Source organism: Kosakonia sp. S57, from assembly GCF_016516575.1.
Taxonomy (GTDB): Bacteria; Pseudomonadota; Gammaproteobacteria; order Enterobacterales; family Enterobacteriaceae; genus Kosakonia; species Kosakonia cowanii.
The window spans coordinates 148669-162702 of sequence record NZ_JACVUL010000011.1 but is presented as its reverse complement, the minus strand read 5'-3'; the positions used below and the strand labels follow the sequence as shown (position 1 = coordinate 162702).

Here is a 14034-nt window from a genome sequence, read left to right as displayed (position 1 = left end):
ATGTCACCTGAGTGCCCACACAGATTGTCTGATAAATTGTTAAAGAGCAGTGCCGCTTCGCTTTTCGCAGCGGCGCGGGGTGTGTATATTACGCTTTCCCGCTGTGAAGTCAACTGATTATTTTCAGAATTCTTCACCTGACAGGCCGGTGTGTTTGCCGTTGTGCCGTGTCAGTGGAGGCGCATTATAGGGAGTTAATTCCTGCTGACAACCCTTAATTTGAAAAAAGTTACCGTTCGCTCACTTTCCAGGCAGAAACTGTGAAAAGCGTCTATTTCTGCTGTTTTATTAAACAAAAACGGGCCTCAAGAGGCCCGTTTTTCAGTTTTTTATCTTTTATTGAACGGCAACAATGCGGTCATCTTTCACCACAAGCTGCACTGGCTTGCCCGGAATCAGGGTGCCAGAGAGGATCTGCTGCGCCAGCGGGTTTTCTATCTGTTGCTGGATTGCACGTTTCAACGGCCGCGCACCGTAAACCGGGTCGTAACCATTGGCGCTAAGCAGTTTCAGCGCCTCGTCAGAAAGCGTCACACTGTAGCCGCGCTCCTCAAGACGTTTATACAAACGCTGCAACTGAATCTGCGCAATAGAAGCAATGTGTTTTTCACCTAACGGATGGAACACAACCACTTCATCTATACGGTTTATGAATTCAGGGCGGAAGCTCTGGCTCACCACGCCCATAACCAGCTCTTTCATATGGCCGTAATCGAGATCGCCAAAACGCTCCTGAATCAGGTCAGACCCAAGGTTAGAGGTCATAATGACCACCGTATTACGGAAGTCCACCGTTCTGCCCTGCCCGTCCGTCAATCGACCGTCGTCAAGCACCTGCAACAGAATGTTGAAGACATCCGGATGCGCTTTCTCTACTTCATCAAGCAGAATGACGGAATAGGGACGCCGACGAACGGCTTCCGTCAGATAACCGCCCTCTTCATATCCGACATAGCCCGGAGGCGCACCGACCAGCCGCGACACGGAGTGTTTCTCCATAAACTCGGACATGTCGATACGCACCATGGCGTCGTCGCTATCAAACATAAAGTTTGCAAGCGCCTTGCACAGCTCGGTTTTCCCGACCCCGGTCGGCCCAAGGAAGAGGAAGGAGCCAATCGGGCGATTCGGATCGGACAACCCTGCGCGGCTACGGCGAATGGCGTTAGAGACCGCATCGACAGCCTCATCCTGACCAATCACGCGGTGGTGAAGATCGTGTTCCATGCGCAGCAGTTTCTCACGCTCACCTTCCATCATTCGCGATACGGGGATACCGGTCCAGCGCGCCAGCACTTCGGCAATCTCAGCATCGGTTACACGATTTCGCAGCAGACGCATGGTTTTGCCTTCACTCTGCGTCGCCGCCGCCAGCTGTTTCTCCAGCTCGGGGATTTTCCCGTACTGCAACTCAGACATTCTGCCCAGGTCGCCATTACGACGGGCCTGTTCCATAGCGATTTTCGCCTGCTCAAGCTCTGCTTTAATGGTCTGCGTGCCGGAAAGGGAAGCTTTTTCGGCCTTCCACTCCTCTTCAAGGGAGGAGTATTGACGCTCTTTCTCTTCCAGTTCTTCGTTCAGCATGTCGAGGCGTTTTTTACTCGCCTCATCAGACTCTTTCATCAACGCGCGCTGTTCCAGCTTGAGCTGGATAATGCGTCGGTCAAGCCGGTCGAGTTCTTCCGGTTTCGAGTCAATCTGCATACGGATGCTGGATGCCGCTTCATCGATCAGGTCGATGGCTTTATCCGGCAACTGACGATCGGAGATGTAGCGATGCGAGAGCGATGCCGCCGCAACAATCGCCGGGTCAGTAATTTGCACATGATGGTGCAGTTCATAGCGCTCTTTCAGACCGCGCAGAATAGCGATGGTGTCTTCAACAGAGGGTTCAGCCACCAGCACTTTCTGGAAACGGCGCTCCAGCGCGGCATCTTTTTCGATGTACTGGCGATACTCATCGAGCGTCGTTGCGCCGACGCAGTGCAGCTCACCGCGCGCCAGCGCCGGTTTCAGCATGTTCCCCGCATCCATAGCGCCATCGGCTTTACCGGCACCGACCATGGTATGCAATTCGTCGATAAACAGGATGACGTTACCTTCCTGTTTGGAGAGATCGTTGAGCACACCTTTCAGGCGCTCCTCAAACTCACCGCGATATTTTGCCCCGGCGACCAGTGAGCCCATATCCAGCGCCAGCACGCGGCGGCCTTTAAGCCCCTCCGGCACTTCTCCGTTCACAATGCGCTGCGCCAGCCCTTCAACGATGGCGGTTTTACCGACACCCGGCTCACCAATTAATACCGGGTTGTTTTTGGTACGGCGCTGCAGCACCTGGATGGTGCGGCGGATCTCTTCGTCACGGCCGATGACCGGGTCAAGTTTGCCCTGCTCGGCACGCTCGGTCAGATCGACGGTAAATTTTTTCAAGGCCTGACGTTGGTCTTCAGCCCCCTGATCGTTCACGTTCTCTCCCCCACGTATTTGCTCGATAGCCTGGGTCACGTTCGCGGTCGTTGCGCCAGCGGATTTCAGCAAATCCGTCAGCGTGCCGCGTGACTCCAGCGCAGCCAGAACAAACAGCTCTGACGATATAAAGTTATCACCCCGTTTTTGCGCCAGCTTGTCGCAAAGGTTAAGCACGCGCATCAAATCCTGCGAAGGCTGCACATCACCGCCGGTACCTTCTACCTGCGGTAAGCGGCTCAGCGCCTGTTCGATAGCAATACGTAACTGGCCAGCATTGACGCCGGCAGAGGTTAATAAAGGTTGAACCGAACCGCCTTCCTGGTTCAGTAAGGCGCTCATTAAATGAAGTGGTTCGATGAATTGGTTGTCGTGCCCCAGTGCGAGCGACTGGGCATCGGCAAGAGCAAGCTGGAATTTATTAGTAAGACGATCCAGACGCATAACTCCTCCCATAACAGGTCAAATTTGCTACTGGAGATTAAATGAGGTCATCCCTCAATTATTCAAGGTGATTGACCTGATTTATGTGAAGAAAACTCACGCGTACTGGATCGTCTTGATTCGTTAGGTTATATCAGCCAAATGAAACTTGCCATACGCCCGGTCGTCTTGTCCCGGCGGTATGAGAAAAAATCACTCTGCTCGCTGAAGGTGCAGTGCTCGCCGCCGTAGATATGCTCGACGCCGACGCTTGCCAGCCGCTGGCGCGCCAGCTGATAAATATCAGCAAAATATTTCTCACCCTGCGGGCGAAATGCGCGTTCGGCTTCAGCATCGTGAGCCATAAATGCCTCACGCACTTCCGGGCCCACTTCAAAGGCCTCCGGACCAATCGCCGGGCCAAGCCACGCCAGCAGATTTTCAGGTTTGTCGGCAAAACAGGCTACCGTCTCTTCCAGCACGCCGCCGCACAGTCCGCGCCAGCCAGCGTGCGCTGCCGCCACTTCACTGCCATCCCGGTTACAAAACAGCACCGGCAGGCAGTCGGCGGTCATCACCGCGCACACCGTGCCCGGCGTGTTGCTGTATGAGGCATCCGCGCGTTTTGAAGCATAGGGTTCGCCGTCGAGCTTCAATACCGCCGTGCCGTGCACCTGCTCAAGCCAGACCGGTTTAGAAGGCAAGCCCGCCGCCGCAAACAGGCGCGCGCGATTCTCTTCGACATGCTCGCTGTTGTCACCGCAGTGCGCGCCGAGGTTCATGGCATCATAGGGCGGCAGGCTTACACCGCCGATACGCGTTGAGCTGCAGGCCGCCACGCCTTTCGGCAGCGGCCAGTCCGGGACGATCAGTTTGGTCATAACCAGGCGACATCATCCTTATGGGTTTCAAAATCCGCACGCATCGCGGCGATAAGATCGACCATATCCTGTGGAATTGGCGCATGCCACTCCATTTCAATACCAGTAATGGGATGGTAGAGACGCAGCATGGTCGCGTGCAGTGCCTGGCGGTCAAACTTGCGCAGCGCATCAATGAACTCATCCGATGCACCTTTCGGCGGACGAGGACGACCGCCGTAGAGCTGATCGCCCACCAGCGGATGGGTGATATGCGCCATATGGACGCGGATCTGGTGCGTACGGCCAGTTTCAAGACGCAGACGCAGGCGCGTATGGATACGGAAATGCTCCATAATGCGGTAGTGCGTGACGGCCGGTTTGCCCATCGGGTGAACGGACATATGGGTGCGTTTGGTCGGATGGCGGCTGATAGGCTCCTCCACCGTACCGCCCGCGGTCATATGACCGATGGCAACCGCTTCATATTCACGGGTGATTTCACGCAGTTGCAAGGATTCAACCAGTCGGGTTTGCGCCGGAACGGTTTTCGCCACGACCATCAGGCCAGTGGTGTCTTTATCCAGACGATGCACAATACCAGCGCGCGGTACGTCTACAATCGGCGGATAGTAGTGAAGCAGCGCATTCAGCACGGTACCGTCAGGATTACCGGCGCCGGGATGCACGACAAAGTCGCGCGGCTTATTAATGACGAGAATATCGTCATCTTCATAGACGATATTGAGAGGAATATCCTGCGGCTCAAAGCGCGCTTCTTCTTCAATTTCCGCATTGATAGCAATGCGCTCACCGCCCAACACTTTCTCTTTCGGTTTGTCGCTAACGACATCATTGACCAGCACGCGCTGATCAAGAATCCATTCTTTTATACGCGAACGTGAATAATCAGGGAACAATTCGGCCAAAGCCTGATCTAAGCGTTGACCGAGTTGATTCTCGGATACCGTTGCGGTGAGTTGTACCAGTTGTGCCATATACAGCTTCTTCGTTAACGTTGGGTTTTACGGCTTCGCCGTTTAATATAGTGTGCTATTGTAGCTGGTCTTAGTCGGGAGCAGGAGTAAAGAATCTCCCGCATGAACATTCTGAGGAAAGTCTAAACGTTATGACGCGCTTGAAATATCTGGTGGCAGCCGCCACGTTAAGTCTGGCTTTGGCAGGTTGCTCCGGTTCTAAGGAAGAGGTACCTGATAATCCACCAAACGAAATCTACGCGACCGCCCAGCAAAAGCTGCAAGACGGTAACTGGAAGGCGGCAATAACGCAACTGGAAGCTCTGGATAATCGTTATCCGTTTGGTCCTTACTCCCAGCAAGTGCAGTTAGATCTTATCTACGCCTACTACAAAAACGCCGATCTGCCGCTGGCGCAGGCCGCCATCGATCGCTTTATTCGTCTTAACCCAACGCATCCGAACATCGACTACGTGATGTATATGCGCGGGTTGACCAACATGGCGCTTGATGACAGTGCGCTGCAGGGCTTCTTCGGCGTTGACCGTAGCGATCGCGATCCGGCTCATGCGCGTGATGCGTTCAATGACTTCTCACGTCTGGTGCGCGGTTATCCGCAAAGTCAGTATGCGACCGATGCCAACAAGCGTCTGGTCTACCTGAAAGATCGTCTGGCGAAGTATGAATACTCCGTCGCGCAGTACTACACCGATCGCGGTGCCTGGGTTGCGGTGACCAATCGCGTGGAAGGCATGCTGCGTGATTTCCCGGATACCAAAGCGACGCGCGATGCGCTGCCATTGATGGAGCACGCTTACCGCGAGCTGCAGCTCAATGCGCAGGCTGACAAAGTGGCGAAAATTATCGCTGCCAATAACAGCAACGCATAACGCCTGTAAACGCAAAACGGCAGCCCTTGGGCTGCCGTTTTTTTATCCGTTGAATGCCTGGCTGTCGTGCTTTCGCGCCAATGCAACCTATCAACTATGACCGCTAACTTCTCATCCGACAAGCTATATTTCCCCTCTTCCTGCCCTGCCTCACAAACCCCTCGCCTTTGACAAAAAGTGACAAAATTACGTGATTTTAATCACACATTTTGACATTAGGCGCGCTATGCTGAAGTGACTTAGACGGAAAGACAGAGAGGTAAGATGTATGACAATGAACATTACCAGTAAACAAATGGAAATTACTCCGGCAATCCGCCAGCATGTCACCGACCGTCTCGCCAAACTGGATAAATGGCAAACTCAGCTGATTAATCCCCATATCGTCCTCTCTAAAGAGCCACAGGGTTTTACCGCCGATGCGACCATCAGTACGCCTAACGGGCAGCTTGTCGCCAGCGCTAAACACGATGATATGTATATCGCCATCAACGATTTGATCAACAAGCTGGAACGGCAGCTCAATAAAGTGCAGCACAAAGGCGAAGCGCGTCGCGCCGCAACATCGGTGAAAGATGCCAACTTCGTTGAAGAAGAAGAAGAGTAGTCTCTACATTGAGTTTCCAACGCGCCTGCGGGCGCGTTTTTTATTGACAGAGCGAAAAGAGAGCAGTTACTTTAACTCCCTCGCTCAACAGGAAAAATGATGAAAACCACCCCGTTTCTCTTCGCACTCTTTTTTACCTTCCCCAGTTAGGGAGGCGATTCGTTTTGTGAGAAAAAGTGCGAAGACGAACAATAAAGCCTCCCAAACCGGGAGGCTTTTTTATTGATAACAATGAAAGGCAACAACATGACGGCTGAAAACCCCTTACTGGATTTACGCGTTAAGATCAGCGCGCTCGACGAGCAGTTGCTGACGCTGCTGGCCGAGCGCCGCCAGCTCTCCGTTGAAGTTGGCAAAGCGAAACTCGCCTCCCACCGCCCGGTACGCGATATCGACAGAGAGCGGGCCCTGCTGGAACATTTAATCGAGCTTGGCAATACGCATCATTTAGATGCCCATTACATCACCCGCCTGTTTCAGCTCATCATTGAAGATTCTGTTCTCACCCAGCAAGCCCTGCTCCAGCACCACCTCAACAACATCAACCCACGCTCTGCGCGTATCGCGTTTCTTGGGCCGAAAGGCTCCTATTCGCATCTTGCAGCGCGCCAGTATGCCGCGCGTCATTTCGAGCAGTTTATCGAGAGCGGCTGCGCACGTTTTCAGGATATTTTTAGTCAGGTTGAAACCGGGCAGGCGGATTACGCCGTCGTGCCGCTGGAGAACACCAGTTCGGGCGCGATTAACGATGTCTATGATCTGTTGCAGCACACCAGCCTGTCGATTGTCGGCGAGCTAACCGTTCCCATCGATCACTGCGTGCTGGTATCAGGTACCACCACTCTTGAGCAGATCCAGACGGTCTACAGCCATCCGCAGCCGTTCCAGCAGTGCAGCCAGTTCCTGAACCGCTATCCGCACTGGAAGATTGAGTATTGCGAAAGCACCTCGGCGGCGATGGAAAAAGTCGCGCAACTGAACTCACCGCACGTCGCGGCGCTGGGCAATGAACCGGGTGGCGCGCTGTATGGTTTACAGGTGCTGGAGCGCAACCTGGCGAACCAGACACAGAACATTACCCGTTTTGTGGTGCTTGCGCGAAAAGCGATTGACGTATCCGAGCAGGTATCGGCAAAAACCACGCTGCTGATGGCGACCGGGCAACAGGCGGGTGCGCTGGTAGAAGCGCTGCTGGTGCTGCGCAACCACAACCTGATCATGACCAAGCTGGAGTCGCGCCCGATCCACGGCAACCCGTGGGAAGAGATGTTCTATCTGGATATTCAGGCCAACCTGCACGCCAGCGCGATGCAAAAAGCGCTGCGCGAGCTGGGCAGCATCACCCGCTCGCTGAAAGTGCTGGGCTGCTACCCCAGCGAAAACGTCGTGCCGGTCGACCCGGTTTAACGCTCGATAAAGAGCACTTTCTTCATCCCTGCCACCGACACAGGCAGGGTGAAGATCGCCCCCGAAAGCGGATAATCAGCAATCTCCTGCTCATCCATATTTTCGCGGGTAGTGGTAATAAACAGCGTCTGCATATCCGCCCCGCCAAAGCAGACCATCGTCGGGCAGCGCACCGGCAAACGGTACTCTTCCAGCTGTTCGCCCTGTGGTGAGAAACGCGCAATTCGCCAGCCGTCATACATCGCGCTCCAGTAGCACCCTTCGACATCCATCGCCGCACCGTCCGGAATACCTTCGCCCGGGTTAAAGCGACGGAACAGCTCGCGCCGCCCCGGCTCGCCCTGCTCATCCAGCGGCGTACGGTAAATTACGCCGTGTGGTGTATCAGAGGTGAACATCCACTGTTTGTCATGGCTGAAGGCCAGGCCATTTGCGCCGTGAATATCACACTGCACCACTTTCGGCGTCAGATCGTTATCCACGCGCAGCAGCAGCGCGCCGTTATAATCCCCTGGTGCCCAGAAGGTACCAGCATAAAAGCGTCCATGGTGATCGGTACCGCCATCGTTAAAACGCGCCAGCTGCGGGTTAGAGGGGTTATCGCACACTTTCTGTCGCAGTAGCCCGCGCTCGTCCGTCAGCCAGATAGCCTGCCGCATGGCGACGATAAAACCGCCCTTCTCACGCAGCGCGAAGCAGCCCACCTCTTCCGGGAACGAGAGCACCGTATGCTCGCCCGTCTCCAGCCGGTAACGGTGGATTTCACCTTCCAGAATATCAGCCCAGTAGAGCGCCTGTTCGGCTTCGCTCCAGGTCGGACACTCAGGTAAATGTCCGGTGTAATCAAACAGTCTCTGCAACTCAGCCATTGCGCATCCCTTAAATAAAAAAAGCCAGCGGGTGACCACTGGCTTTTCAGTATAAACGGCTTTTGAAGTTACGCCCGGCTGTCGTTGGCCTGGCGTAACAGGGTACGGCTCTCGCTCTGGAAACGCTGGGCATAATCGCCGAACCAGTGCTCCACTTTGCGGAAGCTGTCGATAAACGCCTGCTTATCGCCCTGCTCCAGCAGGCCAATCGCTTCGCCGAAGCGCTGGTAGTAACGCTTGATCAGCGCCAGATTATCGGGCGAGGACATAATAATGTCGGCATAGAGCTGCGGATCCTGGGCGAACAAGCGCCCCACCATCGCCAGCTCAAGACGATAAATCGGTGATGAGAGCGACAGCAACTGCTCAAGCTGCACATTTTCTTCCGCCAGATGCAGACCATAAGCGAAGGTGGCAAAGTGGCGCAGCGCCTGGATAAAGGCCATGTTTTGATCGTGCTCGACGGCACTGATACGGTGCAGCCGCGCGCCCCAGACCTGAATCTGTTCCAGGAACCACTGATACGCTTCTGGTTTGCGACCATCACACCACACGACTACCTGTTTGGCGAGGCTACCGCTGTCCGGGCCAAACATTGGGTGCAGACCAAGCACCGGGCCGTTATGCGCCGACAACATCGCCTGTAACGGGCCGCTTTTCACCGACGCCAGGTCAACCAGAATGCAATCCTCTGGCAGCGGTGGCAGCTTCGCAATTACCGCTTCGGTGACGTGGATCGGTACGCTGACAATCACCATGCCCGCATCCGCCAGCAGCGTCTCTGCCTGCGCCCAATCCTCTTTCTCCAGCGTACGCACCTGGTAGCCAGAGAGCGTCAACATCTTGCTGAACAGTTTCCCCATCTGGCCGCCGCCGCCAACAATGACCACCGGACGCAGTGCAGGACAGAGCGTTTTAAACCCTTTGTCGTTTTCGCTGGAGTAGGATTCGCGCATCACGCGGCGCAGCACATCCTCAATCAGATCCGGCGGCACGCCCAGCGCCTCGGCCTCTTTACGCCGCGAGGCCAGCATTGAAGCCTCACGCTCGGGAACATAAATCGGCAGCCCGTAATGGCTTTTAACTTCGCCCACCTGCGCCACCAGTTCCAGCCGGCGCGCCAGCAGCCCCAGCAGCGCCTTATCCACTTCATCAATTTGATCGCGCAGCGCGGTCAGTTCAGCAACCATAACACCCTCTTATGCAAAACGCGCCGCCAGGCTATTGCGCAGATCGCTGTCGATTTCACGCAGCAGCGCTTCGGTAGCCTCCCAGCTGATGCAGGCATCGGTAACAGAAACACCGTACTTCATATCACAGCGCGGCTGCTCGGATGATTGATTGCCCTCGTGAATATTGCTCTCAATCATCAGGCCGGTAATCGAACGGTTGCCATCTTTGATCTGCGCGACAACGGATTCGGCAACGGCAGGCTGGCGACGGTAATCTTTATTGGAATTCCCGTGGCTGCAATCTACCATCAGCGACGGTTTCAGTCCCGCCTGCTGCATCTCTTTTTCACACTGCGCGACATCCGCCGGGCTGTAGTTCGGCGCTTTGCCGCCGCGCAGGATCACATGGCCATCCGGGTTGCCCTGGGTTTGCAGCAAGCAGACCTGTCCGGCCTGGTTAATGCCAACGAAGCGGTGCGGCATCGCAGCCGCGCGCATCGCATTGATGGCGGTAGCCAGGCTGCCGTCGGTACCGTTTTTGAAGCCGACCGGCATCGACAAACCGGAGGCCATTTCACGGTGGGTTTGTGACTCCGTGGTGCGCGCGCCAATCGCCGACCAGCTAAAGAGATCGCCGAGGAACTGCGGGCTGTTCGGATCGAGCGCTTCGGTCGCCAGCGGCAGACCCATGCTGACTAACTCCACCAGCAGACGACGCGCAATCTTCAGGCCAGCTTCCACATCAAACGAGCCATCCATGTGCGGATCGTTAATCAGCCCTTTCCAGCCAACGGTGGTACGGGGTTTTTCAAAATAGACGCGCATCACCAGGTAGAGGCTATCGCTGACCTCTGCGGCAAGGGTTTTAAATCGACGGGCATACTCCAGCGCTGCTTCCGGGTCGTGAATGGAACAAGGACCGCAGACCACCAGCAGGCGCGGATCGCGCCCGGCAATGATGTTGGAGATGGTCTGGCGGGATTGCGCGATTTGCGCCTCTTGTTCGCTGGTCAGCGGGAATGCGGTTTTCAGCTGTTCCGGGGTGATCAGAACCTGCTCGTCGGTGATGTGTACGTTGTTCAGCGCGTCTTTTTGCATGATCAAATCCTGTATGGCTCGTGTGCGATAGGTTTCCTCAAGCGAGGGAGCTGACACCATATCACATCAGGTAAAGATTTCAATCCACAAATCGTACAGATATCGTTACACAACCAACTTTAATAGCGTTTATATGGCTGCCATCTGTAATATTTACTTTACATACAGCAGCCTCTGGCACTTTACGCCGCGCGAACCGGCTGCGTTTTGCGCTGCCAGCGCAGGGCATCGACCAGCATAAACAGCAGTAAGCTGCCGCCCATGACCGGCATTGCCAACCCCAGCAGCAGGGCGATGATCGGCACCACACAACGGCCCACGACGGGGAGTTGCAGCCAGGCGTGGAGCAGCGTCTCGCTCGCCGCCGGGCGGCGGATCCACCACAAACGATAGCCGACGATAATCATCACGCACAGCGCGCTGCCAAAGGCGATCAGCACCAGCTGATTTAAGATGCCGAACAGCACGCCCATATGGAAATCAACGCCCCAGCGCGTCAGCTTCGCCATCAACGGGAAATCGGCGAAGTGCACATGATCAATCACTGCCAGCGAACTTCCCGCAATGGCGACCGCATCCACCTGCGTCGGCCAGCGGCGATCGATCTCCGTAACCGTCCATGCGTGCTCCATATCGCGCGGCGGGCGGATTTCAATTTTCTTCGCCGCGATCCCGGCCGCCTGCGCGCGGGCGAGCACCGCGTCAAGTTGCGCCGGGTTGAGCGCCATGCCGGGCATCTCCATCCCTTGATGATGCATATGGTGCTCAGCGTGTGGATCGGCCGGTGCGGCTTCGCCCTGAAGCTGCGTATTCACCTGCGGCGTCATCCAGTTAAATGTAGCGCGCAGTTTATCGACGTTGCCGCCCGCCCACTGCGACCAGGTCAGGCCGGTGGCGGAGAAGAGCAGCATCCCGGCCAGCAGCAGCCAGCCAAGCGTGACGTGCAGGCGGCGATGGTTCTGCACGCGGTTATTGATGCGCCGCTTCGGCCGGGTAAAAAACCACAGCGCAATGCCGCCCAGTGCGGCGATCCACATCCATGACGCCGCCAGCTCACTGTAGAGCCTGCCGGTATCGCCCAGCAGCAGCGAGCGGTGCAGATAATCAATCCACTGGCGCAGCGGCAAAATACCGCTGGTGCCGTAAACGGTCATATCCCCTTTCACCTGTAACGTCACCGGATCGACAAAAATCGCCCGGCTCTCCGAGACGCCAAGCTGCGGGTCAGCAAACATCACCCGCGTCGTCTCGCTATCGCTCAGGCCGGGCCGCACGGCCTGTAAGCGTAGATGCCCGCCCGTTACCTGTTCGGCGACGCGAAGCTGATCAGCCAGCGGTTGCCGCTCGCCGCTCTCCACGCCATACAGCGCATCGTGATAAAGCCAGCTCTCCAGCTGCGGCGTGGCAACGTAGAGCGTGCCGCTCAGCGCGGCGATAAAGATAAAGGGGCCGACAAACAGACCAATATAGAAATGCAGGCGTCGCAGCAGGTTAAGCCACGCCGCGCGAGGGGTGCAGGAAGTCATACTTTTCCTCAAAAAGCGCAAAGGTGTGCCATTCCGCGCAGGCGGAACACTATTTTGGGGTCAGGAAAAGCGTAACGATGGCGGCGCGCGGGTGTCCGGCCAAAGCCAGGGGATGAAGTGCCACAGCCGAGGGCGCGTGCGGGCAGGTGGGCAGGTCACGCGCAGCACGCGTCCCAGCAGCAGCAGAACAAGCAGGAAAATCAGGCCGGGAACATGGGCCAGCAGCACACAGTAACCACACGCTTCGGCGTGATCGAGCGGCATGGCAGGCGGCGGGCTCTCCGGCGGCGACATCGCATGGTGTGCATGATCGTTCTGCGCGGGCATCGGCATACTCATCTCATGATGCATACCGGGCATCGCGCTCATCGGATCTTTTTGCAGCGCGGTAGAGATAAGAGGAGCGACAAGGATCAGCAGGATCGCAAACAGCGCCAGCCACAGGGCTGAGCGTTGGGCTCTCGTATGATGAAAAACGTGCTTCACCGCGTCTCCTTCAGGTCGAAGCGGCATTGTAAATTAAACATCACCAGAAGGTTAATCATTTTACCCGAAGAGGCAAAACGGCGTGGCGTAAAAGGGCCAGATAAGTTAGTTAAGCCGCTTTTGCAGGCCCGCCGACGCCATCTGGCCTGAGCCCTGATTTTCCCGGCACGCCAGGCAAGTTAAGTGCAGTGAAATGCAGGGTTATGCATCTTCTGCCGCCACATTGCCGCCATTAAACGCCGCCAGCGGATTGAGCGTCACCGCCTCTTCGAGGTGATCGGGAGCGAAGTGGGCATAACGCATGGTTTCACGAATATTGGCATGGCCAAGGATGCGTTGCAGCACGAGGATATTGCCGCCATTCATCATAAAGTGCGAGGCGAAGGTGTGGCGCAGAACGTGGGTTTTCTGCCCCTCGGCAAGGGCCAGAGAGGTGGTGGCCAGCATGCGGGTAAAGTCGGGATAACAGGGCTGAAACAGCGCCCCCTCGAGCGGAGCCAGCTCGTCGAACAGCCACTGCGGGATCGGCACGGTGCGGTTCCTGCCGCCTTTGGTTTTGACAAAGGTGAGCTTATTGGGTGACAGCTGCGTGCGGGTGAGGGATTCGGCTTCGCGCCAGCGCGCGCCGGTGGCGAGACAAATTTTTACCACCCGCGTTAAATCGACATTGCCGAAACGAACACAGGCCGCCAGCAGTTCGGCGATCTGCGCCTGCGTCAGCCAGCTCATCTCGCGCTCTTTTTCGCGAAACGGCCGCACGCTCTCCAGCGGATTAGGCAGCGACCACTCGCCCAGCCGCGTGAGTTCATTAAACACCGCGCTAAGGTAGTGCTGCTCGCGGTTGACGGTGATGGGCTTCACTTTCCACTTTGCCGGGTCTGGCGTGTAGCCATTGTCGATCTCACCGCTCAGGCGCTTATCACGGTAGTGCGCCCAGGCTTTCGCCGTCAGCTGCGCGGCGATGGGATCGCCCAGCCCGCGGCAGACAATCTCCAGCTTCGCCAGCCGCGATTTGCTCGCCGCCAGCGACTGACCGTGCAGCTTGTACCACAGCGCAATCAGCTCGCTTAAGCGGCGGCGGTCAGCCTTCTCGCCGAGCCAGGGTTTCTCTTCCGCTTCCCGCTTCGCCCACGCCTCAAAGGCTTCCGCTTCGCCTTTGGTGGCGAACTGTTTGCGAATGCGCCGTCCGTCGCGCCCCTGCGGATAGACTTCGCAGAGCCACTTCCCGCTCTTCTGTTTGCTGACCGTCATTG

At 56.4% G+C, this 14034-nt stretch carries 13 protein-coding genes and 1 other annotated feature; of the genes, 4 read left to right on the top strand and 9 right to left on the bottom strand.

The features are described from left to right. Positions 1-336: 336 nt before the first annotated feature. From clpB to rluD, 3 genes are all read right to left on the bottom strand, one after another. The gene (clpB, locus tag IAE48_RS13105) at positions 337-2910 is read right to left on the bottom strand and encodes an ATP-dependent chaperone ClpB (protein WP_200134652.1); all 2574 of its coding nucleotides are present in this window, start codon (positions 2908-2910) and stop codon (positions 337-339) included. 128 nt (positions 2911-3038) lie between these two features. Beyond that, positions 3039-3770, bottom strand: a complete 732-nt coding sequence (yfiH, locus tag IAE48_RS13100; protein WP_200134651.1) for a purine nucleoside phosphorylase YfiH — start codon at positions 3768-3770, stop codon at positions 3039-3041. Then, on the bottom strand, positions 3767-4747 hold the full coding sequence (rluD, locus tag IAE48_RS13095) for a 23S rRNA pseudouridine(1911/1915/1917) synthase RluD (RefSeq protein ID WP_054804222.1): 981 nt from the start codon (positions 4745-4747) through the stop codon (positions 3767-3769). Before rluD ends, yfiH begins: the two co-directional genes overlap by 4 nt. A gap of 131 nt (positions 4748-4878) precedes the next feature. Between rluD and bamD the strand changes: the two genes are divergently transcribed. From bamD to pheA, 4 genes are all read left to right on the top strand, one after another. After that, entirely contained in the window at positions 4879-5616 is a 738-nt protein-coding gene (gene bamD / locus IAE48_RS13090) for an outer membrane protein assembly factor BamD (protein WP_023480633.1), read from the top strand. 268 nt (positions 5617-5884) lie between these two features. After that, positions 5885-6223 carry a ribosome-associated translation inhibitor RaiA gene (gene raiA / locus IAE48_RS13085; RefSeq protein ID WP_054804223.1) on the top strand — a complete coding sequence of 113 codons (339 nt, stop codon included), beginning with the start codon at positions 5885-5887 and terminating at the stop codon, positions 6221-6223. Positions 6224-6321: 98 nt separating this feature from the next. Beyond that, positions 6322-6447: a sequence feature (Phe leader region), on the top strand. Then, positions 6323-6373 (top strand): pheA operon leader peptide PheL, encoded by a 51-nt coding sequence (gene pheL, locus IAE48_RS13080; RefSeq protein ID WP_200134660.1) that lies wholly within the window; start codon positions 6323-6325, stop codon positions 6371-6373. (Overlaps the previous feature by 51 nt.) 22 nt (positions 6448-6469) lie before the next feature. Then, a complete protein-coding gene (gene pheA, locus IAE48_RS13075; protein ID WP_200134650.1) occupies positions 6470-7630 on the top strand; it encodes a bifunctional chorismate mutase/prephenate dehydratase in 1161 nt (386 codons plus the stop codon). On the opposite strand, the gene IAE48_RS13070 is transcribed toward pheA, so the two are convergent. From IAE48_RS13070 to IAE48_RS13045, 6 genes are all read right to left on the bottom strand, one after another. After that, a complete protein-coding gene (locus IAE48_RS13070; RefSeq protein ID WP_200134649.1) occupies positions 7627-8499 on the bottom strand; it encodes an SMP-30/gluconolactonase/LRE family protein in 873 nt (290 codons plus the stop codon). The two genes, pheA and IAE48_RS13070, sit on opposite strands and share 4 nt — an antisense overlap. Positions 8500-8567: 68 nt before the next feature. Further along, entirely contained in the window at positions 8568-9689 is a 1122-nt protein-coding gene (gene tyrA / locus IAE48_RS13065) for a bifunctional chorismate mutase/prephenate dehydrogenase (protein ID WP_076769061.1), read from the bottom strand. Positions 9690-9698: 9 nt separating this feature from the next. Continuing rightward, on the bottom strand, positions 9699-10769 hold the full coding sequence (aroF, locus tag IAE48_RS13060) for a 3-deoxy-7-phosphoheptulonate synthase AroF (protein ID WP_023480662.1): 1071 nt from the start codon (positions 10767-10769) through the stop codon (positions 9699-9701). 182 nt (positions 10770-10951) lie between these two features. Next, on the bottom strand, positions 10952-12295 hold the full coding sequence (locus tag IAE48_RS13055; protein ID WP_200134648.1) for a PepSY domain-containing protein: 1344 nt from the start codon (positions 12293-12295) through the stop codon (positions 10952-10954). Between the two features lie 60 nt (positions 12296-12355). Then, positions 12356-12808, bottom strand: coding sequence for a DUF2946 domain-containing protein (locus IAE48_RS13050; RefSeq protein ID WP_200134647.1), 453 nt, complete (start codon positions 12806-12808; stop codon positions 12356-12358). Between the two features lie 174 nt (positions 12809-12982). Then, entirely contained in the window at positions 12983-14032 is a 1050-nt protein-coding gene (locus IAE48_RS13045; RefSeq protein ID WP_200134646.1) for a site-specific integrase, read from the bottom strand. Positions 14033-14034 lie beyond the last annotated feature (2 nt).

Coding starts and splice junctions, on each gene's coding strand:
- clpB (WP_200134652.1), bottom strand. CDS start 2,910: ATGCGTCTGGATCGTCTTACTAATAAATTCCAGCTTGCTCTTGCCGAT.
- yfiH (WP_200134651.1), bottom strand. CDS start 3,770: ATGACCAAACTGATCGTCCCGGACTGGCCGCTGCCGAAAGGCGTGGCG.
- rluD (WP_054804222.1), bottom strand. CDS start 4,747: ATGGCACAACTGGTACAACTCACCGCAACGGTATCCGAGAATCAACTC.
- bamD (WP_023480633.1), top strand. CDS start 4,879: ATGACGCGCTTGAAATATCTGGTGGCAGCCGCCACGTTAAGTCTGGCT.
- raiA (WP_054804223.1), top strand. CDS start 5,885: ATGACAATGAACATTACCAGTAAACAAATGGAAATTACTCCGGCAATC.
- pheA (WP_200134650.1), top strand. CDS start 6,470: ATGACGGCTGAAAACCCCTTACTGGATTTACGCGTTAAGATCAGCGCG.
- IAE48_RS13070 (WP_200134649.1), bottom strand. CDS start 8,499: ATGGCTGAGTTGCAGAGACTGTTTGATTACACCGGACATTTACCTGAG.
- tyrA (WP_076769061.1), bottom strand. CDS start 9,689: ATGGTTGCTGAACTGACCGCGCTGCGCGATCAAATTGATGAAGTGGAT.
- aroF (WP_023480662.1), bottom strand. CDS start 10,769: ATGCAAAAAGACGCGCTGAACAACGTACACATCACCGACGAGCAGGTT.
- IAE48_RS13055 (WP_200134648.1), bottom strand. CDS start 12,295: ATGACTTCCTGCACCCCTCGCGCGGCGTGGCTTAACCTGCTGCGACGC.
- IAE48_RS13050 (WP_200134647.1), bottom strand. CDS start 12,808: ATGCCGCTTCGACCTGAAGGAGACGCGGTGAAGCACGTTTTTCATCAT.
- IAE48_RS13045 (WP_200134646.1), bottom strand. CDS start 14,032: ATGACGGTCAGCAAACAGAAGAGCGGGAAGTGGCTCTGCGAAGTCTAT.